The sequence below is a fragment of the Sorangium aterium genome (assembly GCF_028368935.1).
Taxonomy (GTDB): domain Bacteria; phylum Myxococcota_A; class Polyangia; order Polyangiales; family Polyangiaceae; genus Sorangium; species Sorangium atrum.
This window is the reverse complement of the sequence record NZ_JAQNDK010000003.1, coordinates 1,231,227-1,255,284: the sequence shown is the minus strand read 5'-3', so window position 1 is coordinate 1,255,284 and position 24,058 is coordinate 1,231,227. Positions and strand designations below refer to the sequence as shown.

14 protein-coding genes are annotated in these 24,058 nt (G+C 71.9%); 7 read left to right on the top strand and 7 right to left on the bottom strand.

Going from position 1 to position 24,058, the window contains the following annotated elements:
- Positions 1-233 precede the first annotated feature (233 nt).
- Positions 234-3,881 (top strand): Kelch repeat-containing protein, encoded by a 3,648-nt coding sequence (locus POL72_RS28935; protein ID WP_272099164.1) that lies wholly within the window; start codon positions 234-236, stop codon positions 3,879-3,881.
- A 137-nt stretch (positions 3,882-4,018) separates the two neighbouring features.
- On the opposite strand, the gene POL72_RS28930 is transcribed toward POL72_RS28935, so the two are convergent.
- The 4 genes from POL72_RS28930 to POL72_RS28915 all read right to left on the bottom strand — a co-directional run bounded on the left by POL72_RS28930 (position 4,019) and on the right by POL72_RS28915 (position 11,111).
- Positions 4,019-5,878, bottom strand: coding sequence for a PEGA domain-containing protein (locus POL72_RS28930; protein ID WP_272099162.1), 1,860 nt, complete (start codon positions 5,876-5,878; stop codon positions 4,019-4,021).
- Positions 5,879-5,914: 36 nt separating this feature from the next.
- The gene (locus POL72_RS28925; protein ID WP_272099160.1) at positions 5,915-7,705 is read right to left on the bottom strand and encodes a serine/threonine protein kinase; all 1,791 of its coding nucleotides are present in this window, start codon (positions 7,703-7,705) and stop codon (positions 5,915-5,917) included.
- Positions 7,706-8,098: 393 nt separating this feature from the next.
- Entirely contained in the window at positions 8,099-8,953 is an 855-nt protein-coding gene (locus POL72_RS28920) for a hypothetical protein (RefSeq protein ID WP_272099158.1), read from the bottom strand.
- Between the two features lie 865 nt (positions 8,954-9,818).
- A complete protein-coding gene (locus POL72_RS28915) occupies positions 9,819-11,111 on the bottom strand; it encodes an SUMF1/EgtB/PvdO family nonheme iron enzyme (RefSeq protein WP_272099156.1) in 1,293 nt (430 codons plus the stop codon).
- A gap of 115 nt (positions 11,112-11,226) precedes the next feature.
- Between POL72_RS28915 and POL72_RS28910 the strand changes: the two genes are divergently transcribed.
- Complete coding sequence (locus tag POL72_RS28910) at positions 11,227-12,837, top strand: metallophosphoesterase family protein (RefSeq protein ID WP_272099154.1); 1,611 nt, start codon at positions 11,227-11,229, stop codon at positions 12,835-12,837.
- A gap of 483 nt (positions 12,838-13,320) precedes the next feature.
- On the opposite strand, the gene POL72_RS28905 is transcribed toward POL72_RS28910, so the two are convergent.
- The gene (locus POL72_RS28905) at positions 13,321-13,833 is read right to left on the bottom strand and encodes a hypothetical protein (RefSeq protein ID WP_272099152.1); all 513 of its coding nucleotides are present in this window, start codon (positions 13,831-13,833) and stop codon (positions 13,321-13,323) included.
- A gap of 264 nt (positions 13,834-14,097) precedes the next feature.
- Complete coding sequence (locus POL72_RS28900; protein WP_272099150.1) at positions 14,098-14,421, bottom strand: Clp protease/crotonase-like domain-containing protein; 324 nt, start codon at positions 14,419-14,421, stop codon at positions 14,098-14,100.
- Between the two features lie 1,648 nt (positions 14,422-16,069).
- Between POL72_RS28900 and POL72_RS28895 the strand changes: the two genes are divergently transcribed.
- The 5 genes from POL72_RS28895 (at position 16,070) to POL72_RS28875 (ending at position 22,586) form a co-directional block, all read left to right on the top strand.
- Positions 16,070-17,293, top strand: coding sequence for a vWA domain-containing protein (locus POL72_RS28895; protein ID WP_272099148.1), 1,224 nt, complete (start codon positions 16,070-16,072; stop codon positions 17,291-17,293).
- A gap of 90 nt (positions 17,294-17,383) precedes the next feature.
- A complete protein-coding gene (locus tag POL72_RS28890) occupies positions 17,384-18,676 on the top strand; it encodes a BMP family lipoprotein (RefSeq protein ID WP_272099147.1) in 1,293 nt (430 codons plus the stop codon).
- 20 nt (positions 18,677-18,696) lie between these two features.
- Complete coding sequence (locus tag POL72_RS28885; protein WP_272099145.1) at positions 18,697-20,343, top strand: ABC transporter ATP-binding protein; 1,647 nt, start codon at positions 18,697-18,699, stop codon at positions 20,341-20,343.
- Positions 20,340-21,416 (top strand): ABC transporter permease, encoded by a 1,077-nt coding sequence (locus POL72_RS28880; RefSeq protein WP_272099143.1) that lies wholly within the window; start codon positions 20,340-20,342, stop codon positions 21,414-21,416. Before POL72_RS28885 ends, POL72_RS28880 begins: the two co-directional genes overlap by 4 nt.
- A gap of 78 nt (positions 21,417-21,494) precedes the next feature.
- On the top strand, positions 21,495-22,586 hold the full coding sequence (locus tag POL72_RS28875; RefSeq protein WP_272099141.1) for an ABC transporter permease: 1,092 nt from the start codon (positions 21,495-21,497) through the stop codon (positions 22,584-22,586).
- On the opposite strand, the gene POL72_RS28870 is transcribed toward POL72_RS28875, so the two are convergent.
- The gene (locus POL72_RS28870; RefSeq protein WP_272099139.1) at positions 22,571-23,839 is read right to left on the bottom strand and encodes a DNRLRE domain-containing protein; all 1,269 of its coding nucleotides are present in this window, start codon (positions 23,837-23,839) and stop codon (positions 22,571-22,573) included. The two genes, POL72_RS28875 and POL72_RS28870, sit on opposite strands and share 16 nt — an antisense overlap.
- Positions 23,840-24,058 lie beyond the last annotated feature (219 nt).

Here is a 24,058-nt window from a genome sequence, read left to right as displayed (position 1 = left end):
TAAGCCTACCCAGTTTCGCCCTCCTCCTGGGGAGGTTTTCCTCGGCCGCGCGCCCAAGGGAGCGGCGATGGCCCGCCGCCGCGTCCCCTGTCGGACGCCACGTCGGAGGAGCGCCGCGCCGCTCTGGCGACGCGCCGCGCCGCCTCGCTGTTCGGCTGCGGGCCGCCTTCTGTTAGGATGGCCCAGATCCGCCCCCTCACGTCGCGCGCGCCGCGCCGACCACGGAACGACCCTTGCGAAACCACCGCGTGCTGCGACTCGGCTTCAGGCTGCGAACGGCTGCGCTGCTCTCTGCGTGCGCCATTCTCCCCCAGGTCCTTGGCTGCTCCGACGAGGGCGCCTCGCGCCGCTCCCCCCAGCCCGGCGCCGCGTCACCCCAGGCTGCGCCGCCCGGAGCGCGCGCCCGCATCGCCGCGATCCGCGCGCGCTTCGCCGACGCCATCGCGGCGAGCCCCGTCAAGATCGTCGCGCCGACCCCGGCCGGCGCCCTGCGCGCGGCAGCCCCGGAGGGGGCCGCGGCGTCCGTCGAGCTCCCGGCGCGCGCCGCCGGTCCGGTGCGCCTCGCCGATGGCGCGTCTCGCGTCTCGATCGCCTTCTCCCTCGTCGACGCCGCCGACGTGCCGGCGGCGGTCGACAGCGGCCTCGTCCTCTACGCAGGCGCGCTGCGCGCCGAAGGCGGCGCACGCGACGTCCTGCACCGCGTCCTCCCGAACGGCACCGAGGACTTCGTCGTCTTCGAGCAGGAGCCAGCGCGCAAGGAGCTCCGCTACCGGGTCGATGTCACCGCCGCCTCGGGCCTCCGCCTCGTGGAGCGTACGCTCGAGTTCCTCGACGCCGGCGGCTCGCCCCGCCTGCGCGTCGCGCCCCCCTACCTCGTCGACGCGACCGGCGCGCGCCTTCCGGCCTCGCTCTCCGTCGAGGGCTGCGCCGTCGACACGAGCCCTCGCGCCCCGTGGGGCCGGCCGGTCACCCCGCCGGGCGCGCCGGCGTGCACGGTGATCGTCGGATGGCAGCCCGCCGGCGTTCAGTACCCGGCGCTCCTCGACCCGCAGTGGATCGCCACGACGAACCAGATGATCACGCCGCGCGCCCGTCACACCGCCACCGTGATCGACCCGGCGAACCCTGCGAGCCCCGTGCTCTTCGCGGGCGGGTTCGACGCGTCCGGGGGCGCGCTGGCGACGGCGGAGCTGTACTTCCCGCTCGACCGCACGTTCGCGAGCACCGACGCGATGGACGTCGCGCGCGGCGCCCACACCGCCACGGCGGTCACGAAGCTCGCCCCGGCCGCGCCGTCGGATCCTGCGCCTCCGCCGCCGGCGGTCGTCGTCGTGGGCGGCAGCAGCCAGCGCACGAGCGGCACGCCGGTCGCCGCCATCGAGGTCTACAACCCGGCCACCGGCCAGTTCGTCAGGGACGCGGGGGCCTCGCTGGGCCGGTTCAATCACTCGGCCACCCTCCTCGTTCCTGGCGAGGTCCTGGTCGCGGGCGGCCTCGCGGATCCGCTCAACCAGCCCACGAGCACCGCTTCCCTCTACACGTTCAGCTCCTTCGGACCGAACGGCGGAGCGCCCGTCACGAGCACGCTCGCCGCCGTGGGCAGCATGGCGACCTCGCGCCACGCCCACACGGCGGTCCGCCTGAAGAAGGGGAATGTGCTCGTCGCAGGCGGCTTCGTCCTCTCGGGCGCAGCGCTCACCTCGGCCGAGATCTTCCACGAGGACGAGGGCGTTTTCCGGCCGATCTCCGTCCTCTCGCCCTCCGCGACCCCGATGACGGCGCAGATGAGCGCCCTCCGCGGCTTCCACACGGCGACGCTCATCGACCGCACGGAGGCGCTGGGCGGTCAGACGGCGACGTCGCTCGATTCAGGCGAGGTGATCCTCGTCGGAGGTACCACCCGGGTCTCTGCGGGCGCCTACGTCCGCACCATCGACATCTACCACGACGGCGTGACCGATCCGACGAAGCGGGGCTTCGAGCTGCAGCCGACGCCGATCTCCATGGCGAACGCGCGCGCCAACCACACGGCGAGCCTGCTGCCGACGGGCGACGTCCTCATCGCCGGCGGGTTCGACGGCACGACCTCGCTCTCGAGCGCCGCCATCTACGATCCGCTGACCAGGAAGTTCAGCCCCCTCAGCCTGCCTGCCGGTTCGCTTGCACAGGAGGCTCGTCGTGAGCACGTCGCCGTCGTCGTCAACGCCGGCACGGACCGCGTCGCAGGCCGGGCGGTGCTCGTCGCGGGCGGCATCGGGGCGACGAGCACGCAGCCGCTCGCCAGCGCGCAGCTGCTCATCAAGGCGAACGGCGAGGCGTGCGCGCACGATCAGGAGTGTGCATCGGGGCATTGCTCCGATACGGAGAACGTCTGCTGCAACGAGGCGTGCGATCAGGAGTGCTTCTCGTGCACGGCGTCGGGCAAGGGGACGGGCAGCGATGGCACCTGTGGTCCTGCGAAGCTCGACACGGAGCTCCCGATCGTCTGCGTCAACCAGATCGAAGTGCACAACCGCTGCGATGGCCTGGGGCACGCGCTGGCTCATGAATCCACCAAGGACTGCAAGCCGGGCCGCTGCGGCAGCAACAACAGGTGCATTCTCTATTGCCTTGACGACTGCGGCTGTGACGAGAGCGGTTGGTGCGACGTCGGCGTCGGCGATCCGGACGCCTGCGGCGAGGCCGGCGGCGCCGGAGGTGCATCCTCCGGGACGGGTGGTGGCGGCGCGGGCGCAGGCGGCGCAGGCGGCGCGTCCGCTGGGTCGGGCGGTGCGGGCGGCGCATCCGCTGGATCGGGTGGCGCTGGTGCAGGCGGCGCATCCGCTGGAGGCGGCGGAGGTGCAGGTGGCGCAGGGGGCGCATCCGCTGGGTCGGGTGGCGCTGGTGCAGTCGGCGCATCCGCTGGATCGGGTGGCGCGGGCGCTGGCGGCGCGTCCGCCGGATCGGGCGGCGCTGGTGCAGTCGGCGCGTCCGCTGGATCGGGCGGCGCTGGTGCAGGCGGCGCGTCCGCCGGATCCGGCGGCGCACCGCCCGGGTCGGGTCTGTGCCTCGATCGACTCGCCAACGGCGCCGAGTGCGCTCGCGATCGCCAGTGCATCTCCGGCCACTGCGTCGACGGATTCTGCTGCGATTTCGCGTGCGATGGCCAGTGTCAGGCATGCGACGTGGTGAACAACGTCGGCAGGTGCACGAACGTCGGGACGCCCGTCGACCACGAATCGCCGCACCCGAACGAGGGCGGCACCTTCCAGCGCGAGGCGTGCCCCGGTGACGGCGCGTGCGCCGGCTACTGCGGCGGCGCCACGGATGCCAAGTGCATGTTCCCCGTGGAGGGGGCGGTCGCGAGGACCTTCACGTGCTCCTGCCCGGACGAGGGCTGCATCGTGGGTCCCGCGACGCTCACGCGCTTCTTCTGCGCTGGAGACGGCGGCGAGAAGGATCCGGTGGTCGAGCGCTGCGGCGGGTTCAAGTGCGCGGACGAGACCGCCTGCAAGACCTCCTGCGCCTCCGACGACGACTGCATCCAGGACTTCGTCTGCCTCGACGGCGTCTGCGCCGACCTCGAGGAGATCGGACCGAGCTGCGACGGCGCGCACACGCTCCGGTCCCCGGGCGCCGACACGGACTGCACCCCGTACGCCTGCCCGCCGGGCGGCAGCGCCTGCGCCTCACCGTGCAGATCGGTGGCCGACTGCGTCGATGGCATGGTGTGCAACCTCGCGAACCAGTGCGTCCCGCAGATCGATCCGTCGGAGGTCCCGTCCTGCTCCTGCGGCGTCGTCGGCGCCCCCGTCGAGCGCAATGCCGCGCGCCTCTCCCTCCTCCTCGGCGTCGCCGCAGCGCTGGCCGGGCTTCGCCGCCGGCGGACCTCCCATCGCTAGGTTGCCAAGGGCAGACGAGGCGCGCCCACACATCGGTGCCACGCCTCGTCAGGTACGAGCAGCGCCGAGCGGGATCGGGAGCACGCGACGCGGAGCGGAGCCTCGCGACCGCGCGCGGCGCACCGGCTCGGGTCTCGTCAGAACTGGTAACGCAGGCTCGCCCCAGGCGCGATCATCAGGACGAAATCGCCCATGAGCGACTCCGGCTCGTACGTGCCGATCCCGTCGCTCGCCGCCGCCAGCTCGATCGTCCTGTCCCACTTCGGCTTGCTGAGGCCGATCAGGAGAAGCAGCTTCACGCTACCGGCGACCTCCCACCGCTCTCCGAGCCGCAGGCCGAGGCGCACCTCAGGATCCGCGTAGAAGTAGGTCGCCGAGGCGAAGTCGACCACCGGGAACGTGTTGAACGACTCCCCGCCGGTCGTCCTGAACCTGCCGGTCCGCTCGTCGCGGACCTCGCCCACGAGCACCCCCGCGCCCAGCCGGAGCAGCGCCGGGAAGCGCTCGCCGAAGTGGTATCCGAACGTCGCGCCGGCCAGGAAGCCGCCCAGGCGAAGCGTGTCGCTCGCCGTGCCGTCGAGCGGATCCCGGTAGCCGACCGGCCTGAGCGCCGCCGAGCGCTCGTCGAGCTGCTGCGCCGCGAACAGGCCGCCGAGCTCGATCCCGACGCCGATCCCCGAGCCGAGCTCGTAGCCCCCGTGGATCATCCCGAGCCCGCCGAGGCCGAGCGAGCTGGAGCAGCCCGAGTCGCAGCCGTCCGTGATCTCGCCGCCCAGCGTCGGCGCCAGCAGGAACGAGGCGCTCACGTCGAGCGTGATCTTCGGCGGCTTGCGCCAGATATCCGCGTCCTCGTCGCGCTCGAGCCCCACGTCGAGGCTCTGGCGCTGGCCCTTCTGCAGCGTCACCGTGCGCGTCCCGGTGACGAACCCGTCGGCCTTCACCTCGACCCGGTGCGTGCCGACCTTGAGCCGGCCGAGCCAGACGCCGTTGCCCACGTTGACCGAGTTGATCCACACGCTCGCGCCGGGCGGCGTGGGGTCGACCCGCAGCGAGGCGTCGAGATCCTCGGCGAGCAGCGACAGCGTCGTGAGCTCCTGAGGCTTCACCGGCGCCGCCGTCGGCTGCGTCCCGAGCTTCCCCGCGCCGCGCAGCGCCACCATGTGGTCGCCGACCGACAGCGCGCCGATCCACGGGGTCTGCCCCACGACCACGTTGTCCACGAGCACGTCGACCGTCTTGCCGGCGCGCTCCACCACGCGCAGCCGGCCGGAGCGGGTCAGCCTGCGGAGCTTCGCGTTGACCGTGACGGTCTGCCCGCCGGCGACGTCGACGCGCGTCTCCACCGGCTCGTAGCCTTCCTTGAAGACGCGGAGGACGTGCGTGCCCGCCGCCACGCGGATCGGCTTGACGGGCGGGTACTGCCCGCGCTCCTCGCCGCTCACCACGATGGACGCCCCGGGCTCCGCGTTCGTGATGTCGAGCGTCCCCACGAGCGCCCGCAGCTCGGCGATCTCCCGCTGCGCGGCAGCGCGCTCGGCGGCCGACATGGTGAAATCGCGGAGGAAGGTCTCGAACATCTCGAGCGCCTCGTCGTAGCGCTGGAGCTTGCGCAGCGCGATCGCGGCGTTGTTCGTGGCCACGCGCGTCGGGAAGAGCTTGCGCGAGAGGAGGAACTCCGCGAGCGCAGGGCCCCAGGCCTCCTCGCGCAGCAGCGTGAGCCCCTTCTCGAAGTGGAGCCGCGCCACCTGCCGGTCCGTCTCGGAGACGGGCGCCTCCTCGGCCGGCACCGCAGCGCCCGTGGCCGGCGCGGCGCCCTCCCTGGCCGGCGCGCCGGCTTCCGCGGCGCCCGCGGCCGGCGGCGCCGGCTGCGCGAGCGCCGGGCCGGCGGCGACCGCGGCCGCGATCGCGGCCGAGAGCGCGCGCAGCCGCGGCGCCGCGCGGGGACGCCGCGCGAGGGAGAGAGGACGAGAGCCGCCGCGCCGCGTACGCAGATCCATTCGATCGAGCACCGTACTCAGCCTGTCGTTCCGCTGCTACTTTCCGAACTCGTCGGTGTTGTCGATGATCCCCTTGGGGGTCGTGGGCGCGGGCGGAGGCGCTGGCGACGCGGCCGAGGCGCTCTTCGCCGATGCCGCAGGACCGCCCTTCCCCGACGTCGGCGTGAGCTCGACCTTCGGCGGCAACGCGCCGGTGTCGGTCACCACGACGTCGGCCATGGCCTCGCCTCCCCCCTTCTTGAAGACGCGCACCCTGTGCACGCTCCCGGGCGGCCCGGTGATATCGAGGATGCCGTTGCGCGTCGTCACGCGCTTGCCTTCGACCTCGACCGAGGCGTCGGCGGGCAGGATGACGACCTGAACGCGCTTCGGCTGCGGCTCGACCGCCGCCGCGACCACCTCCGGCGTCGTCGGCGTCGCGGCCGGCGTCGGCGCGGTCGACGTCAGCGTGGCCGCCGCAGGCGGGAGCGTCTCGACGGTCGCCTTCGCCTCTGGCTGCACGACCGGCTCCGCCGAGGGCCGGCTGATGAAGTACACGCCGGCCGCGATGACCGCGGCGGCGAGCGCGGCGCCGGCCACCACCGGCACCCGCGGCACCCCGGGCTGCGTTCCGCGGTGCGACTGCGTGAGCGCCCCCGTCGTCGCGGCGCCAGCATGGTTGGTGGCCGGAACGATCGCCGCTGGCGGCCCGTTCTGGAGCGGGGGAGGCGCGAACGACGAGTAGCCTCCGCGGTGCTCCTGCGGGACCGCGGGGTAACCGCCGCTCTGGTTCGCCGGCGAGATCGCGGGGTAACCGCCGCTCTGGTTCGCCGGCGAGATCGCGGGGTAACCGCCGCTCTGGTTCGCCGGCGAGATCGCGGCGTACGCGCCACCCTGCGGCGCGTTCGCCGCGAGCCGCGGCGCGGACTGCCGGTGCACGGCCTCCGGCAGCGGCACGAGCATGCTCTCGTGGATGCCCCAGCCGTACGGGAGGAGCGGCCGGATGGCGCCGAACATCTCCTGCGCGCTCTGGTAGCGCTGCCCGGGGGCCTGGAGGAGGCATCGGTGCACGATCGCCGCGATCTCGGGCGCCACCCACGGGGCGAAGTCCTGCACCTGCGGCGGAGGATCCGAGCAGATCGCGATGATCAGCTCACCGAGCGCGGTGATGTGATGGTACGGCGTCCGCCCGGTCAGCAGCTGGTAGAGCACGGCGCCGAGCGACCAGATGTCGGTGCGGTGGTCGATCTCCTTCTGGCCGCGCGCCTGCTCCGGCGACATGTAGAGCGGCGAGCCGATCAGGTTCCCGGTGCGCGTCAGATCGGCGCTCTCGGTCTCGTTCGCCCGGTCCATCTTCACCTTGGCGATCCCGAAATCGAGCAGCTTGACGAGGATCTCGCCGGCGTCGCGGCGCGCGAGGAACAGGTTGTGCGGCTTGATGTCGCGGTGGACGACGCTCGCCTCGTGCGCCTTCTGGAGCCCGATGCACGACTGCGCGACGATGCGCAGCGCGAGGTCGGGCGCGAGCGGTCCGACGCGCTTGATGAGCTCGTGGACATCCTCGCCCGCGAGGAACTCCATCGCGAGGAACGGCAGGTTCGAGCCGCGATCGACGCCGGCGTCGAGCACCTGCGTGATGTGCTGTGTGTCGATCGCGCCTGCCGCGCGCGCCTCGCGCTGGAAGCGGCTCACGACCTTCGGGTCGCGGGTGAGATCGGCCGAGCTGATCACCTTCACGGCGCAGCGCCGGCCGGTCCCCGTGTGCTCGGCCTCGTAAACCGAGCCCATGGCGCCCTCGCCGAGGAGCTTGCGTATCTGATATTTGCCGTCGATGATCGTGCCGATCACAGCGTTAGGGCCACTCTAAGGGATTGCGCACGGCGTAGCAACGCCCGTGAAGGCGGTGCACGCCGCCGGCGCGGCCTCGCTGCATTCGGGTGCAATTTCGCGGACCGCGCCGCGCTCCCGCGGCGCAGCGCGTCTCACCTCACCACCCTCACCGGCCATCCATCCTCTCGCCACGCCGCCATCCCGCGCGAGCCGCTGGGGCACGGCCGTGTGGCACCGTCCCCCCTGCGTCCGCGACCCGCGCTGGCGGCGACGACCTCACCTCACATGGGTCGCCCCCGCCGGCGCGGGCCCAGCCTCTGCCGTTGCAGCCGTTCGAGCGCTGCCGTCACGTCCCCGCCGTCCGCTGGCCGCCGGGGTCGGCGCTAGCAGCCGAGGCCCGAGGCCCCGTCGCTACCAGCCGAACCCGTTGTTGTTGCCGCAGCCCCCCGAGAACCCGGCGCCGCCCCAGGGGTTCCCCGCGAACCCGGCACCGCCGCAGGGGCTCCCCGCGAACCCGGCGCCGCCCCAGGGGCTCCCCGCGAACCCAGCGCCGCCGCAGGGGCTCCCCGCGAACCCAGCGCCGCCGCAGGGGCCCGGCCACCCGCCACCGCAGGGGCCGGCCGAGAACCCGCCGTTGAGCGGCCCACCGATGCCCGCCGGATTGCAGGGGTTGTGGGGCCGGTTGCAGCAGCAGGGGGGACCGAAGTTGTTGCACGGGAAGCAGTCGGGAACGAACGCGGTGTTGAAGGTGGTGCAAGTCGAGATGAGCGCGGCAGGCACGCCGAAGCCGCCGAAGCCACCGAAGCCACCACCGAACGGCACGCCGCCGACGCCCGGCACGCCGCCGACGCCCGGCACGCCGCCCGGCCCGCCCACGGGCCCCTGGCCGATAGGCCCCTGGCCGACAGGCCCCTGGCCGACAGGCCCCTGGCCGACAGGCCCCTGGCCGACAGGCCCCTGCCCCAGCTGGCCGACCGGCGCTTGCAGGCCAGGGCTCGCCGGTCCCTGCACGCCGACAGGCCCCTGGCCGAGGTCCATCGGGCCCTGCGCGCCGATCGGCCCGCCCTTGCCACCATACGGCCCCTGATACCCGCCCCTCGCCGACGCGCCAGCCTCGAGCGCCGCGGTGGTCGAATCGACCTGCTCGACCTCGTCGATGCCGGCCTCGTCGAGATCCGCGTCGCTCGCCGCATCAACGGCGCACCCCGTGCCCAGCGCCGCCATCACCACCGCGAGCCCCAGCACCTTGCCATGAATCGAGAGCATGTGTCGTCCTCCTCAATATCCCGTGATGGCCGGAAGGTCCGAGCCACCTTGGGCTCATCGAAGAGCAGGGTGTGTGCCTCAGCCCTCGTGTGCAGACACTGCCGCTACGAGCTCGTGTCACTGGCCTTGCCGCATCCGCAAAAAGGCATTCTCTGGATCGACGCCGGCCTTGGTTTTCCGGGTTCTCAACGCGGAGACCGGCGGGACGGCCCCCGATCGGAGGGCGTACCGCCCGCGGCCCGCGCGCCGCATGCTGGAGATGGCGAACTCAACGCCTCGGCGGCAGGCGCCGAGCGCCGCTCTCGCGGGCTTTCGAGCAGAGCACCTGCGCTCCCGCACGCCCCGCGGCCGTCGTGAACGAGAGCCGCCGAGCCCCGCGCGAGGCCCGCTGGCGACGGCGCGCGGTGCCTCCCCGCCGCTCGTCTGACCGGGCCGCAACCTGCGCACGAGGTCGGACCCTCTGCGCCTGACGTGCTCAGGCTGCGCCGTTTGTGCATCAGCATCAACAGAGGCACGACACGAATCGATCGCCTCGGGCCGTAATCTTCTGCCTCCGCCACCGTAACTTCGCGGCGGGCGCTCGAAACGAGCCGCGTCAGCGAGATCCTGCGCCTGTAGACCACCCACTGCGCGCACGTGGGATCATGTGGTCAAATCTATGTGGATGGCTCCAGCCGCTCATTGTACGCACGTCGTGTGCGCATCCGGCGGCCCAACCACGGCCGGCGAACTGAAGGACTTTTCTCCGGAGGGCGCGTGCGCATATCGAGCGAGACGGAAGGGCCCGGCGCACGCCGCGGGCCGCGCTCCGCTCGCCATGATGGGCTCCGGGAGGCCTGATCGCCGCCGCCTCTTCGTGATGTCCTTATCTCTGCGCGCCGCTGGCGCCCCGGTGGTCGACGCCCTCGCCTCGCTCGGCGCCGTCTGGCGGCGCGATGTCCTTGCAGCAGCGGAATCCAAGGTGGTAGTTGGCGTGGCTGCCCCTGCTCATGAGGCGCGTCGCGTGCCAGTCGGGGGCGCGAAAGCGGCAGTCGTCGGCGTGGACCTCCATCGACGAGAACGCGAACCAGCTGCCCTTCATCTCGGTGAAGCCCCGATCGCCGTACCGCGCGAGCTCCTCGGGCAGGATGGGCAGGCTCATGTGCTCGGCGACGTTGCCGTGCAGATCGAAGACACCGAGGCTGCTCCGGCACGCGGGGAACGCGCCGGCCGGATACGTGTTGGAGCCGCAGCGGTCCCACCCGCCGCCTGGACAGCCCGGCGTGCGGTAGCTCCCGGTCCCGCAGAGCGCGTGGTTCTTTGCGGGGCCGTAGCTCCACACCTTCTCGCGCAGGAGGTTGTGGTGCCAGCTCGCCTCGTTCCGGGGCCGCGCCCACTCGTACTCGACGTCCGGATCCCGGAGGGCGCCGGCGCACGCCCCCTCCCACTCGTGCGCATCGCAGATCCGTTTCCCGACCGCCCTGCACAGGAGCGCCGCCTCGCGCGCCCGGACGTGCACGACGGGGTACTCGCAGGGCACGTTCGGGAACTCGAGCTGATCGATGCACACGGGGGCGTCCGCCGCGGTCTGACCGCGCGTGGGATCGAAGAGCGGCACCATCCCCGGCGCGCCGCAGGCCGGCTCGCGCGCCGGCTCGACGCCCGAGAGCGCTCGAATGCGGCGGCACTCCGAGCGCGACATCGGGTGGCGCGTCAGCGCGGGGTTGCCCTGGCCGAGCACCGTCGACGCCGCGAAGATCGCCTCGACCTGCCGCATCGCCTCGTCGGGGAGCGCGAGCTCGCGCCGCATCCGCGCGAACAGCCGCAGGCGCTGCTCTTCCAGCGTGCCGGGCTCGTCGTCCTCGTCATCCGCCGTGAGCGTCACGCGCTCTGGTGGCGCTGTCGGCGCGCCCTCCGGCAGCGCGCTCGCCGCGCTCGCCACGAGCGGCGCCGCGCTGCGCGCCGCCGCCGCGGGCGCCCCGCTCCACACGGCCACGGCCGCGCTGGTCCACACGGCCGCTCCCGCGCCGGCAGCGCCCGCAACGACGAGGGCCGCGGCTCTGCCGCGCCGGCGCGCAGGGGCCGCGCGCGCGCCGGTCGAGAGCGCCGGCGGCGGGTCGCTCGACGCGGGTGATCGCGGGGTGCAGGGCGGCTCTATCGGCGTCTCGGTGCAGGACATCGGCGCGCGAGCTCGCGCTTACTGCTACGAGCATCCATCGATTCCGGCAACTTTCGGGGCGCTCGCCGACCGAGCCGCTCCTTGACGGTCCTGCCCGGGGCACGTCAAATGAGGCATGGCGCGAAGGGCGGCCCTCCGAGTCCTCTACCTGGCGCTCCTGCCGGTGCTCGTCCTGCTCGCGCTGGTCGTCGCCCCGGTCCTCGTCGTCTCGAGCGTCGCGAGCCAAGGCCGCGTGTGGCGGCCGGAGACATGGAAGAAGATCTCCTACGGGAGCCGCTACTTCCGCTCGTCGTTCCGGGGGAGGCTCGGCGAGGTCGTCGACGTCATCGACGTCGTCCGCGATCGCCTGATCCTGATGGTCGTCGTCCTCGCCGCGGCCTGCGGCGCCGGCGGGCTCGCCGTGCACCTGCTCGATATCGGGGTGCCCGCCTGGCTCTCCGCGTGGCTGGATGGGTCGTTCCTCTCCTTCCTCGCGTCCTTGTTCCCCGCGGGCGGCCGGCTCTCCTTCGGGGGCGGGGCCGCGCTCGTCCTGGCCGGGTGCACGGCGCTCGCGGCGCTCGCGCTCGGGGTCTCGCTCTATGCGTGGCTCGCGTCTGCCCTGGGCGAGGCGACCCGCGTGATCCTGCGGTATGGCGGCGCGGCGACGCTCTTCCCCGATCCCGGCGACGCGATCCCCGGCGGGCGGCTCGTCCTCTGCCAGATCTCCGATCTCCACATCACGGCGGGCGGCCGCGAGCCGTACGAGATCGAGGAGGGCTCTGCCGCGTGGCCGGACGGGGTCTCTCGCCCCGACACCGCCGAGCTGACAGGCCGCCTCCGGCGGCTCGTGGCGGAGATCGCCGCCATGAAGCCGCCGCTCGTCGCGCTGACGGGCGACATGACCGATCTCGGGGAAGAGGCGCAGTGGGACGAGCTCGAGGCGGCGCTCTCCGGCATACCGGCCTCCTCGCAGGTGCTCATGGTGCCTGGCAACCACGATGTCGCCATCAACGTCGGCACGGCGCCGGACCCGTACCTCACGAAGCGGGCGGAGCGCGAGCAGCGCTTCATCGAGGTGCTCACCCGCGTTGAGCGCGGCCCCTTCCAGCCTCCCCTTCACGTCCCGGCCCGCAAGCGCGCGCGGCGGCGGCTGCGCGCGATCGCCGGCCTGTATCCGAGGCGGCTCGATCTCGAGGGGGGTATCCGGATCTTCGGCCTCAACTCCAACCGTTACCGCTCGCGGTTCGTGGGGTCGAACGCGATCGGGCAGATCGGCGGCGCGCAGCTCCGGCGCCTCGCCCGCGCGCTGAGGCGGGGGTCCGGGCCCGTCATCGTGCTCCTGCACCACCACGTGGCGCGCCTCGCGGGGCCGATCTCGCTCAACGACACGTTCATGATCGCGATGGATGGCCCGCGCCTCCTCGAGATGCTCGCGGCGTATCAGCAGAAGAACCCGAAGAAGAACAGCGCGCTCGTGCTCCACGGGCACAAGCACCTCGCGTTCTTCGGCCACTACCGCTCGAAGAGCGGCGGCCGCGTCAGCGTGTACGCGCACCCCTCGTCGACGCTCGGCCACGAGACCGACGGCCACCTCGACGGCGTCGCCAGGTTCGCGGCGATCCGGCTGACGGAGGACGGTATCTGGCGTGTCGAGACGCACCCGCTCCGCCCTGCACGCTCTGCCGCGCCCTCGCCGCCGGCCCCGGCCGAGGCGGAGCCGACCGCCACCGAGGCGGCGGCGTCCTGAGGAGCGCGGCGCGACGGGTCAGCCCGAGCGTGTGAGTGAACGGCAGGTCCGGCGGGAGGTTTCCATCACGAAATCGACGGAACCCTTGTAAGTGACTCGTCGCCGCGATGGCACCGCCTGGACGCAGCGGGTCAACGCGGCCGCTGCCAAGGCGTACCTGGAACCTCGACGGTGTAACCACGCATCGCGCCGTCCGCGGTGGCCAATACGAGATCGTGGCGGATGGCCTGACAGATCAGCATTCGGTCGAAGGGGTCACGGTGCAGCGGTGGTAGCTTCGCAAGGCAGGCCACGCTCACTTCATCGATGGCGAGGCTCTCGATGTGGTGCCGCTCGCCACCTGCTCCATGACACCTGGCGAACCCGCAAGTTCGAAGAACTGGATGCGGTACTCCCGCACGTCCGGAACCGTAGCGGCCCCGGGCGGGCAGCCGCCCGGGGCTACCCGGTTTGATCTTCTCGGGGTTCGACCTATTTGGCGTTCTAACAGGCTCCACGCACGTTCGGCAGGAGGCATCCAGTGTCGAAGGTGCCCGGGATGGACTCCATGACGCCGTTCGTCTGATCCGTGATTGACACGTTCGTGTAGACTACCTCCGCGAGCTCCTCCGACTGCCCGGATGGGCACGAGAAGGTGGCCGGCGGAAGAGGCGGCATTATCGTGAGCGAGGCGGTGATATTGCCGTTCTTGCCCGAGCTGAACGTGCCAGTCGCGCTCACCAGGCCTGTGGAGGTCGTCTTGTTCGAAGCCGAAGGATTAGCGCCGCCCCTGTTGACGCACACGTACGTGGCCGTTGCGAGTGCGTCCGCGTGATAACTGATGAGCTGATTGTTGCCGACGCCGGCCTCCTTCCACGAAACCACCAGGTTGCTGCCCATCAGGGCTGCTGACGCGTTGATGAAGTGCGGGCTGGCGGCGAGCGCCGTGGTCGCCATCGCGAGCGAGGCCATAACCGCTGCCGTTCGCACCACGATGGTCTGTAAAGAACTACGCATGGGTGACTCCTTCGGTACAGGGGCATGCGAAAGCAGCCCGAACGCTCCGCTTCAACGCTGCCCCGAATCGATCGAAGCGGACCCCAGCCGGTAAGGGCACGGACGGTGATACCGCAGTCCACCCCGTCCCTTCAGCGCCCTTCGGCAATTCGCTGCCAGACTACACCACCGCGGAGAACGCGCAAGGGGACGACTTGTAGGATTTAGGAACCTCGTTCGGTCAAGACGACTCTCTGGCCATACTGTGGGAGACGTTATTGCGCCTCAGCGTAGGTTCAACGCGTGGTCGGACGCGAGCGCTATGCCTCGGGCAGCGCTCAACGAAGCTTGTTGTCCGCTCTTCCAGGAAGGCGCGTAGTTCGTCCTGGCCTGCGGCGCTTGCTCGCGGATGGCGGCGATGCGGGCGGCCTCTTGGCCCCAGGGACGCTCGCGCATAAGTTCCTTTGCAGCGCGAACAGCCTCCGGCCCGCCGGCGAGGAGGTTTGCCAGGACGGCCTCGACCCGCTCGTCCAGGTCGCCGTCCGACGCCCACACGACACCGTGCTCCACGGCATCGTCCGCGAGCACCTCGCCACGGTCCTGAAGCACACGGAGCGCACATACCACGCGCCGCTGCCGGACTGCCCCTGGTAACGCCTCGCGAGCGTGGGAACGAGCAGTCGGAGCGCAATGCCCCAGTGCTTCGCTATCTCGATGAAGTGATAAGCCTATCTGAGGGTTTGATCAGGATAGTGGATGGGATCTTACGTCTACCCCAGCGTGGGGCGAGATGCCGCGTGACTTCCCGATCCCTCAGCCTCTCCGCCACAGACATCCTACGCGGCGTTCCTCGCGGAGTTCGCTCGCGACGGTAAGTACCTCTGGAACCAGTCGGTCAACCTGAACATCTCGAATGGCCGGTGCGTCGCGGCCGGTAGCGTCGGCGAGGTCTTCAAGACCGATGACGCGATGCTCTTCGTCTCCAAGCGAGGACAGGATATCTCCTTCGTCAAGCTCTCGCCGAGCGGCGCTGCGCCACCCGACCCAGGTTGGGGTAGCGGCCACGAGACCGACGGCCCCATCGACGGCGTCGCCAGGTTCGCGGCGATCCGCCTGACGGACGACGGCATCTGGCGCGTCGAGACGCACCCGCTCCGCCCGGCGCGCTCCGCCGCGCCGACGCCGCCGGCCGCAAGCCGAGGCGGAGCCGACCGCCACCGAGTCGGCGGTGTCCTGAGGTGCGCCTTTCTGCACGGGCGGGTGACCCGACCGATCGCTTCGCGAACAGACGGCGATGCAGGCGGGGAGCATCCACGGGCCTCCTCGACGATGCGAAGCACGGAGCGGAGCACGTCCTCGTCGAAGCCCATCTGACACGAACGACGCGGCCGCCCGTGCTCTGGATGACGTGGTCGGGCGTCGCGACAGCTGGCAACGGCGCATCCGCCGCGCGCTGAACGCGCGCCAACGCGCCCGTCTCGCCGCAGCCGTCGGCTCTGCGCGGAAGCGGCCGGCGTCGTGCGAGGGCGTCGGAGTGTAATGGGCGAAGGTAAATTCACTTTATCGCTGCGCGCTGAACGCCCCCGCTCCCGCAGTGGAGCAATACGGAGAGCCTCCTCGGAGGCTCTCGCTCACCGCTGCCAGCCAGTACAGAGACCAAAGGGGCCGGCTCCGCCAGCTGAGGCGGTGACCGGCCCGATCTCGGCCACCGGCTGGTTCGACTCGATGACGACCAGGATCTCCGCCGCCACGACGCGGCGCAGGTACCGCGCAGGTCCTGTCCGCTCTCGCGGCGACCCGACCCAGGTTGGGGTAGCGGGTCCGGCTGCTTCCATGCCGAGATCGCCCTGACTTTTTCCCTGACCCAGGCCGCCGACGCCCCACCTCGCCCTCGATCATCACCACCTCCGCAAGCTCGCCATCCGGGTGATTTGAGCCGGCATGGCCGCACGCCGGAATGCGTGGCGCGCGGCGCTCTGGGCCCCCTCGTGCCGGCGCCGCCGGCCACAGCGGAGGCCGCGGTGCGACAGGAATCCACATCGCACCATATGCAGCATGGCAGCGTCCGCCCGGCTGCGGCGCATCATTTCGGCGCTATGCGTCGTCCAGCCCCCACCTCCGTCAGCTATGCTTGCTGGATGCCAGGGCATCGGGGAGCGAGCTTCACAGCCGTGTCTGCTTCGGGTGCCCTACGCAGAATCGACGGCTTTGGTGCCGGCGACGCGCGCCGGGCCGCGCTTCATGGAGGATTCGACTTATGAGATTGCCCACGATGGCCATTGTGTTGCTGACAGTGGGTGCGATCGGCGTTGGATGTGGGGGCAATGGCGCCAGCGACGGCGACGGGAGCTCGCAGAGCGGCGGCCCGGGGAGCGGGAGCTCTGGCCAGGGAGGCTTCACGAGCTCCAGCACCGGCGATTTCGGATCGGGCGGTCCGGGCGCAAACGGCTCCTCGGGGCAAGGCGGCTCCTCGAGCAACGGCAGCTCTTCGGGCCAAGGTGGAGCGTGCGCCACCCAGTCGGCCAGCGCCGACCTCCAGCCCGTGTACCTGGCCTTCGCGTTCGACGTGTCCGGCAGCATGGGCATGGGCGACGAGCCCTGGTACGACAGGGACCTCAAGTGGGAGCCCGTCGTCGCGGCGACGAAGCAGTTCTTCAATGATCCCCTCTCCGAGGGCATCAACGCGTCGCTCAGGTTCTTTCCGAGCGAGGACGAGGACCGCGACGAGAAGTGCTCGGCCGAGACCTACGAGACACCGGAGGTCCCGATGACAGCGCTGCCCTCTGCGCGCTTCGCCGACGCGATCGACGCCGTCACGCCGGCGCCGGGCGCCGACTGGCGCGGCGGCACGCCCACGTTGTTCGTCATGCAGGGGACGATCTCGTTCGTCGAGGCCCAGCGGCGGGCCACGCCTGGCAGGTACGCCATCGTCCTCGTCACGGACGGCTATCCTGCGGGCTGCGGCGATCGGGCCAACAGGATCCAGCCCGTGGCGGACGCGGCGGCCGGCGCGCTCGGGGACGGCGTCCCGACCTACGTCATCGGGGTCGACAACCCGCCAGTCGAGGGCGCGCCCCACGACCTCGACAACCTGCACGACATCGCCGACGCGGGCGGGACGGGGCAAGCCTACCTGATCGACACGGGCAATCCCGGGGCGACCTCGGCCGCCTTCAAGGCCGCGATCGACGCGATCCGCGGCGCGTCCGTCTCCTGCACGGTCGAGATCCCGCCCGCTCCCGACGGGCGGACCTTCGACGCGCAGCGGGTCCGCGTGACGTACCAGAGCGGCGGAGGTAACCCGACGGCGCTCTCCTACGACCAGGAGTGCGCCAGCGAGAACGCCTGGCGTTACGACAGCGCCGCGAACCCGAGCCAGATCGTGCTCTGCGACAGCACGTGCGCCACGATCCAGGCGGACCCCGAAGCGGCCCTGGGGGTCGACTTCACCTGCGAAGACGTGATCGAGATACCGCAGTGAAACATGGATGACGCCGAGCACACCTGCGCTCGGCGTCGTCCGTCTCGGTGGTTCTTGACACCCTGCGACATTCCCGCCCACGATGCCTGGGTGACACATCGCCCGCCGAAGTCGCCTGAGGCCTTCGCTGTCCCGCGCCCGGCTGCCCGCCTGCCCGCCGTCCTCACCGTTGCGCTGTCGCTGCTGGCCGGCGCGTGCCAGGGCTCATCGACGAGCGCGAGCCCGCCCTCGGACAAGACCGCCGGCCCCGGCGCCGCGGCGCCGGCGAGCGCTGCGCCGGCCGCCGCGTACAAGGTCGGCATGGTGCTGGTCGGCCCTTACAACGACAAAGGGTGGAACCAGGCGCATTACGACGGGATCCGGTCGGTCCTCGCCAAGATGCCGGACGTCGGCTTCGAGTATGTCGACAAGGTGAACCCGTCCGACCGCCCGAACGTGAAGGGGTCCCAGGTCGCGGACGATCTCATCTCCCGGGGCGCGCGGTTCGTCGTCTACAACTCCGACGATTACAAGGACGACGCCCTCGAGACCGCGCGCAAGCACCCGGAGGTCACGGTCATCCACGTCTCCGGCGATTACGCCTGGAAGGAGGGCAAGAACCACAAGCCCCAGCCCAACCTGGGCAACTTCATGGGGCGTATCGAGGCGGCCCAGCACATCGCCGGGTGCGCCGCGGCGCTCGGCACCGAGACGGGCAAGATCGGGGTTGTCGGCCCGCTCGTGAACGACGAGACCCGCCGGCTGGTCACCGCGGCGTACCTCGGCGCGCGGTACTGCTGGGAGAAGTACCAGAAGAAGAAGCCGGAGGATCTCACGTTCAAGGTCACGTGGATCGGCTTCTGGTTCAACATCCCGGGCGTCACCCTCGACCCCACCAAGGTGGCTGACGACTTCATCGGCGGCGGCTTCGACGTGCTGATGACCGGGCTCGACACGCCCGAGGCAGCGCTGCAGGCCAAGAAGGCGAGCGGCGCCGGCAAGAAGGTCAAGTACGTCCATTACGATCACAAGGCCGGCTGCGACCTGGCGCCGGAGATCTGCCTCGGCGTCGCGTACTACAACTGGGCGCCGCTCTACCGCGACACGATCGAGAAGGCGCGCGCGGGCAAGTACGCGAGCGAGTTCGTCTGGCAAGGGCCGGACTTCCGCGACCTGAACGGCGATTCGTCGGTCGTCGGCTTCGGGCCCGGCGCCGCGCTGGGAGAGGCGCAGGCGCCGCTCGGCGCGTTCGTCATCGAGCTCGCCAACGGGCTCGACCTCTTCAAGGGGCCGCTCAAGTTCCAGGACGGGACCGAGTTCCTGAAGGACGGCGAGGCCGCGACGCCCCAGCAGATCTGGTATCTGCCGCAGCTGGTCCGGGGGATCACCGGGCCGAGCAAGTAGCCGCCTCGGGGCGGTGATCCATGCGGATCGAGATCGAGCGCGTCGCGAAGCGGTTCGGCCCGGTCAAGGCCAACGACGGCGTGTCGCTGACGATCCAGGCTGGCGCCGTCCACGGATTGCTCGGCGAGAACGGCGCCGGCAAGAGCACGCTCCTCCGGATCCTGGGCGGGCTCGTCCGGCCGGACGCGGGCCGATTGCTCTTCGATGGCCGCCCGGTGGCGCTCGCGAGCCCGGCGGACGCGCTCGCCGCCGGCGTCGGCGTGCTCCACCAGGAGCCGCTCGATTTCCCGCCGCTCACCGTCCTGGAGAGCTACCTCGTCGCCCGGCCCCGCGCGGCCGGCGCGGGCGGCGGCGCGCGTTCGCTGCTCTCGGGCCACGGCCGGGCCGCGGGCGTCTTCCTCCCCCGGCGCGCGGCGCGCGAGGAGCTGCTCGCGCTCGCGGCGCGCTTCGGCTTCTCCGTCGACCCGGACGAGCACGTCGCCCGGCTCACGCTCGGGGAGCGCCAGCAGATCGAGCTCTTGCGGCTCCTCTCGCTGGGCGTCCGAGCGCTGCTCCTGGACGAGCCCACGACGGGGATCTCCGGGGCGCAGCAGGAAGCCCTGTTCTCCGCGCTGCGGCGGCTCAAGGCGGACGGCAAGGCGATCGTCCTCGTGTCGCACAAGCTCTCGGACGTCGAGGCGCTCTGCGATCGCGTGACGGTGCTGCGGCACGGCAAGGTGGCGGGAGAGGCGGAGATGCCGGCCGGGGCCGATCGCCTCGTCGCGCTGATGTTCGGCGAGGCGCTCGCGTCTCAGGAGCGATCCCCCGAGGCGGGCAGCGGCGGCGCGGCGCTCGCGCCCCTGGAGCGCCTCCCCGAGCCGAGCCCCGAGCCGAGCGGGGGCGACGCGCTCGCCCTCGAGGGCGTGGCGTTCGGCGATCACCGGCTCAACGTGCACATCGCCCGCCTCGCCGTCCGCCGCGGCGAGGTGATCGGGCTCGCGGGCCTCGAGGGGAGCGGCCAGCGCCTCCTGCTGCGCGCCTGCGCGGGGCTGCTCCGGGCGCGGCGGGGGCGCGTCGTCGTGGGCGGGGCCGACCTGACCGGCCGCCCCTACCCGGCCTTCCTGCGCGCCGGCGTGGGCTACCTGCCCGCCGATCGCCGCCGCGAGGGCCTCATCGCGGGCCTCTCCATCGAGGAGCACGTCGCGCTGCGCGCACCGCGGCGCGGGCTCTTCCTGCGCCCGCGGGAGATCCGGCGCGCCGCCGAGCGGGCGATCGAGGCGCTCCGGATCCGGGGCCGGCCCGACACGCCCGTCGAGCGGCTCTCCGGCGGCAATCAGCAGCGCACCCAGCTCGCGCTCCTCCCCGCGGATCTCGCGCTGCTCCTCCTGGAGCAGCCGACCCGGGGGCTCGACATCGCGTCGGCGCGCTGGGTCTGGGAGCAGCTCCTCGCGCGGTGCCGTGCCGGCGCGGCGCTCCTGTTCGCGTCGTCCGATCTCGACGAGCTGATGCGCTACAGCGACCGTGTGCTCGTGTTCAGCGGCGGGCGCGTCTCGCCGCCCGTCGGCGCCGCCGACCTCACCCTGGACCGGCTCGGGCGGATGATCGGCGGCGAGCTCGACGACGCCGCCCTGCCCTCGGCGCTCGCTGCACCTGCGCCGCCCCCGGCGCCCGCGGGGTCCGACCGATGAGCTCCGATCCGGCCGCTCGACGATCGGCGACCGCCGCGCGCCGCGGGGCCGTCTCCCTCCTCCTCCGCCTCGCGCCGCTCGCCCTGGCGTTCGCGCTCGTGGCGGGCCTCTGCGCGCTCCTCGGCGCCTCGCCGGCGGCGGTGGCCGCGGGCCTGTGGCAGGGCGCGTTCGGCTCCACGGACCGCGCCGCGCGGGTGCTCGCCACGCTGGCGCCGCTGCTCCTCTGCGGGAGCGGCCTGCTCTTCACGTTCCGCGCCGGCCTGTACCACCTCGGCGTCGAGGGGCAGTTCGTCCTCGGCGCCGTCTGCGCCACGGGCGCGGCGCGCGCCCTGTGGCCGCACCTCCCGGCGGGGGCCGTCGTCGCGCTCTGCGTCGGCGCGGGCGCGCTCGGCGGGGTGCTCTGGGGCGCCCTCACGGGCGCGCTGCACACGCGCGTCCGGGTGAGCGAGATCTTCGCGGGCCTCGGCATGAACTTCGTCGCCCAGGGTCTGGTCCTGTACCTCGTCTTCGGCCCGTGGAAGCGCCCCGGCGTCGCCTCCATGGCCGGCACCGAGCCGCTCGACGGCGCGCTCTGGCTCTCCACGCTGGGCGGCACCGATCTGAGCCCCGTCGCGCTCCTGCTCGGGGTCCTCTCGCTCCTCGGGACCGCCGTCGTGCTCGGGCGGACCCACCTCGGGCTCCGGCTGCGGGCGGTGGGGCTGAGCCCGCCGGCCGCGGAGGTGCTCGGCGTGCTCGCGGCGCGGCAGGTGCTGCTCGCGTTCGCGGTCTCCGGCGCGCTCGCCGGCGTCGCCGGCGCGCTGCAGGTGCTCGGCACGTTCCACCGGCTCATCCCGAGCGTCTCGAGCAGCCTCGGCTTCCTCTCGCTGCTCGTTGTGATGCTCGCCGGCCGGCGCGCCGCGCTCGTCGCGCCGATCGCCCTGTTCTTCAGCGCGCTCAACGTCGGCAGCCTGGAGCTCCCGATGACCCTCGGGATGGAGTCCTCGCTGGCGGGCGTGCTCCAGGGCGCGCTCGTCCTGTTCGCGCTCCTGTCTCCCAGGGCGGCGCGCGGCGGCGGCCGGTCGGAGGTGGCCTGATGGGACGAGGCCCGAAGGGACGAGGCCGATGGGGGCAGGCGTGATGGAACGACGCCTCGGATGGGAGGAGCAGCCCTCATGAGCGACGGCGGCGCCGAGCTCCTCTCGCTGCTCGCGACCGCGCTCGCGGCGTCGACGCCGCTCGTCTATGCGGCGGTCGGCGAGACGCTGACCGAGCGGGCCGGGGTCATCAACCTCTCGGCCGAGGGCGCGATGATGCTCTCGGCGATGGTCGGCTTCGCGGCCGCCCTGTCGACCGGGAGCGTCCTCGCCGGCTTCGCCGCCGCGGCCGCGACCGGGGCGCTCGTCGCGCTCGTCGTGGCGATCGGCGGGATCTACCTTGGCCGCTCCCAGATCGCGGTCGGCTTCGTCCTGGCGATGCTCTGCGCGGATCTCTCGTCGGTGCTCGGCGGCCCGTACGTGCGCGTCCCTGGCCCGACGGTGTCGGCGGCGTCGATCCCGGTGCTGCGGGACGTGCCGCTCGTGGGGCCGCTGCTGTTCCAGAGCGATCCCGTGGTGTACGGCAGCTACGTCCTCGTCGCCGGCGCGTGGCTCTTCCTTTATCGCACGCGCGCGGGGCTCCTCCTCCGCGCGGTGGGCGAGCAGCCGGCGGCGGCGCACGCGCGCGGGGCGCATGTGACGCGGGTGCGCACGGCGGCGACGCTCGTGGGCGGGGCGCTCGTGGGCATCGCCGGCGCGGCGTACTCGCTCGATTTCAAGGCGGGCTGGAGCCACCGCCACACGGCGGGCTACGGCTGGATCGCGCTGGCGATCGTGATCTTCGGCGGCTTCCATCCGGTGCGGGCGGCGCTCGGCGCGTACCTCTTCGGGGTGCTCTCGTCGGCGGCGAGCCTCGGCCAGAGCGCGCTCCCCTCGGTGCCGACGCAGGTCTTCAGCGTGGCGCCGTTCGCGCTGATGATCGCGGTCCTCGGGCTCACCTCGAGCGGGCTCCTGGAGCGCGCCTCCGCGCTGCTGCCCAGCGCCGCGCGCCGCCCGCTCCTGCGCGCGTTCGACGCGACGCCTCCCGCGGCGCTCGGGAAGCCCTACCCGGCGGACGACGGGGCGGAGGAGCGGCCGCGCGGCGTGGATCGGAGCGCCGAGGAGCGGCTGCGTGGCGTGGGTCATGGGGCGGAGGAGCCCCCGCGCGGAATGGATCAGCGGGCGAGATAACAGACCTCGAGCCAGGGGCGGTCGCTCTGGAGCGGGTGATCGCTCGAGCGGTACGACGTGCGCCCGTCCGGACCTTCCTCGACGAGGAAGCCGTAGTTCGGGGTCGTGCCGTCGACCCACGCCTGGACGAGCCCGGTCAGATCGGCGCTCATGGCATAGGGGCCGACATAGGTGAGCTCCGCCGCGGCGGCCTTGTCGTAGCTCGCGGCGAAGTCCTGCCAGGTCACGGTGTCTTCGCGCCACGGCGCGGTGATCCGGTGAGCGCGGACGGTCTGGTCGCTCGATCCGAAGGCGACGACGCCGAACTCTGCCGACGTGACGGTGGCCCCGGCGGGGATGCCGTCGAGCCCGAACCGATAGAGCGCCTGCTTGCGCGCGCCGCGGGTGTCGCCAGAGTAGTTGTACGGGATGTGGCCGTCGCTGTAGCGAGGGAAGGCTTCCCAGATATCGGCGTCCTCGACCGCGCCGAAGACGCCCCGCTGCAGGGTGACGCACACGTCTTTGCACGCGTCCCCGAGGCCGTCAGCATCGCTGTCGAGCTGGTCTGGATTCGCGGCAGCGGGGCAGTTGTCGCAGGCGTCGCCGATCCCGTCGAGGTCGCTGTCGGTCTGGTCCCAGTTGGCGACGCTGGCGCAGTTGTCGATCGCATCGCAGAACGAATCGCCGTCGCTATCGCCGAGCGGACAAGGATCGCAGGCGTCGCCGATCCCGTCTCCGTCCGCGTCGGCCTGGTCCGGGTTGTCGCGGTTGGCGCAGTTGTCGCAGCCCGCGCCCAGGCCCGGGGCGATATCGTCGCCGTCGTCGCTCGAGAGCGACGACAGCCCGATCTCGTAGCCGTCGCAGACGTCGCGATCCGCGCAGGGGATCGGGCCGGAGACCGCATCGTACAGGCAGAGGAGCGACGCTCCTTCGGTCGCCTCGACGTACACACGGGCGAAGCCGACGGCCGTCGACCCGCCATCGACGACATCGACCTGGAGATCATTGCATGCCGCGGGATTGTAGAGGGCGAGGACGTCGGGCTCGGTGAACGTCCTCTGGAGCGTCGCCGTATTGCAATCGCAGCCGTTGGTGCTCGCGACCGTGTCGAGGTGGACCCCATTCAGGTACAGCGAGAACGCGCCGGCGCCGCAATCGGCGTGGTTGATGGTGAACGTGATCGCGGTCGGTGCCCCGAACGCCGTTCCGGGGATCCCTGCGAGCACGAGGAGAGAGAGGCAAGCGCCAGCAGCGCTCGTATGGAAGTATCGCATGATTCTTCTTATATTCTTAGTTTAGACAACATACAACAACCGTGAGAGGTTTTTGGTTCGCTGGTGTGCGCTCGCGTGCAGCTGTTTCTGTTGCACGGCGCCGTGACGCCGTGACGCCGTGATGCGCAGTGAACAACGGGATACGTGACACGCAGTGAACAGCGGGTACACGGCGCGCAGTGAACAGCGGGATACGCGATGGGCAGTGAACAGCGGGGT

What these genes read in the sequence shown, in the direction of transcription:
- POL72_RS28930 (WP_272099162.1), bottom strand. Translation starts at nt 5,878, where the DNA reads ATGGATCTGCGTACGCGGCGCGGCGGCTCTCGTCCTCTCTCCCTCGCG.
- POL72_RS28920 (WP_272099158.1), bottom strand. Translation starts at nt 8,953, where the DNA reads ATGCTCTCGATTCATGGCAAGGTGCTGGGGCTCGCGGTGGTGATGGCG.
- POL72_RS28915 (WP_272099156.1), bottom strand. Translation starts at nt 11,111, where the DNA reads ATGTCCTGCACCGAGACGCCGATAGAGCCGCCCTGCACCCCGCGATCA.
- POL72_RS28910 (WP_272099154.1), top strand. Translation starts at nt 11,227, where the DNA reads ATGGCGCGAAGGGCGGCCCTCCGAGTCCTCTACCTGGCGCTCCTGCCG.
- POL72_RS28905 (WP_272099152.1), bottom strand. Translation starts at nt 13,833, where the DNA reads ATGCGTAGTTCTTTACAGACCATCGTGGTGCGAACGGCAGCGGTTATG.
- POL72_RS28895 (WP_272099148.1), top strand. Translation starts at nt 16,070, where the DNA reads ATGAGATTGCCCACGATGGCCATTGTGTTGCTGACAGTGGGTGCGATC.
- POL72_RS28885 (WP_272099145.1), top strand. Translation starts at nt 18,697, where the DNA reads ATGCGGATCGAGATCGAGCGCGTCGCGAAGCGGTTCGGCCCGGTCAAG.
- POL72_RS28880 (WP_272099143.1), top strand. Translation starts at nt 20,340, where the DNA reads ATGAGCTCCGATCCGGCCGCTCGACGATCGGCGACCGCCGCGCGCCGC.
- POL72_RS28875 (WP_272099141.1), top strand. Translation starts at nt 21,495, where the DNA reads ATGAGCGACGGCGGCGCCGAGCTCCTCTCGCTGCTCGCGACCGCGCTC.
- POL72_RS28870 (WP_272099139.1), bottom strand. Translation starts at nt 23,839, where the DNA reads ATGCGATACTTCCATACGAGCGCTGCTGGCGCTTGCCTCTCTCTCCTC.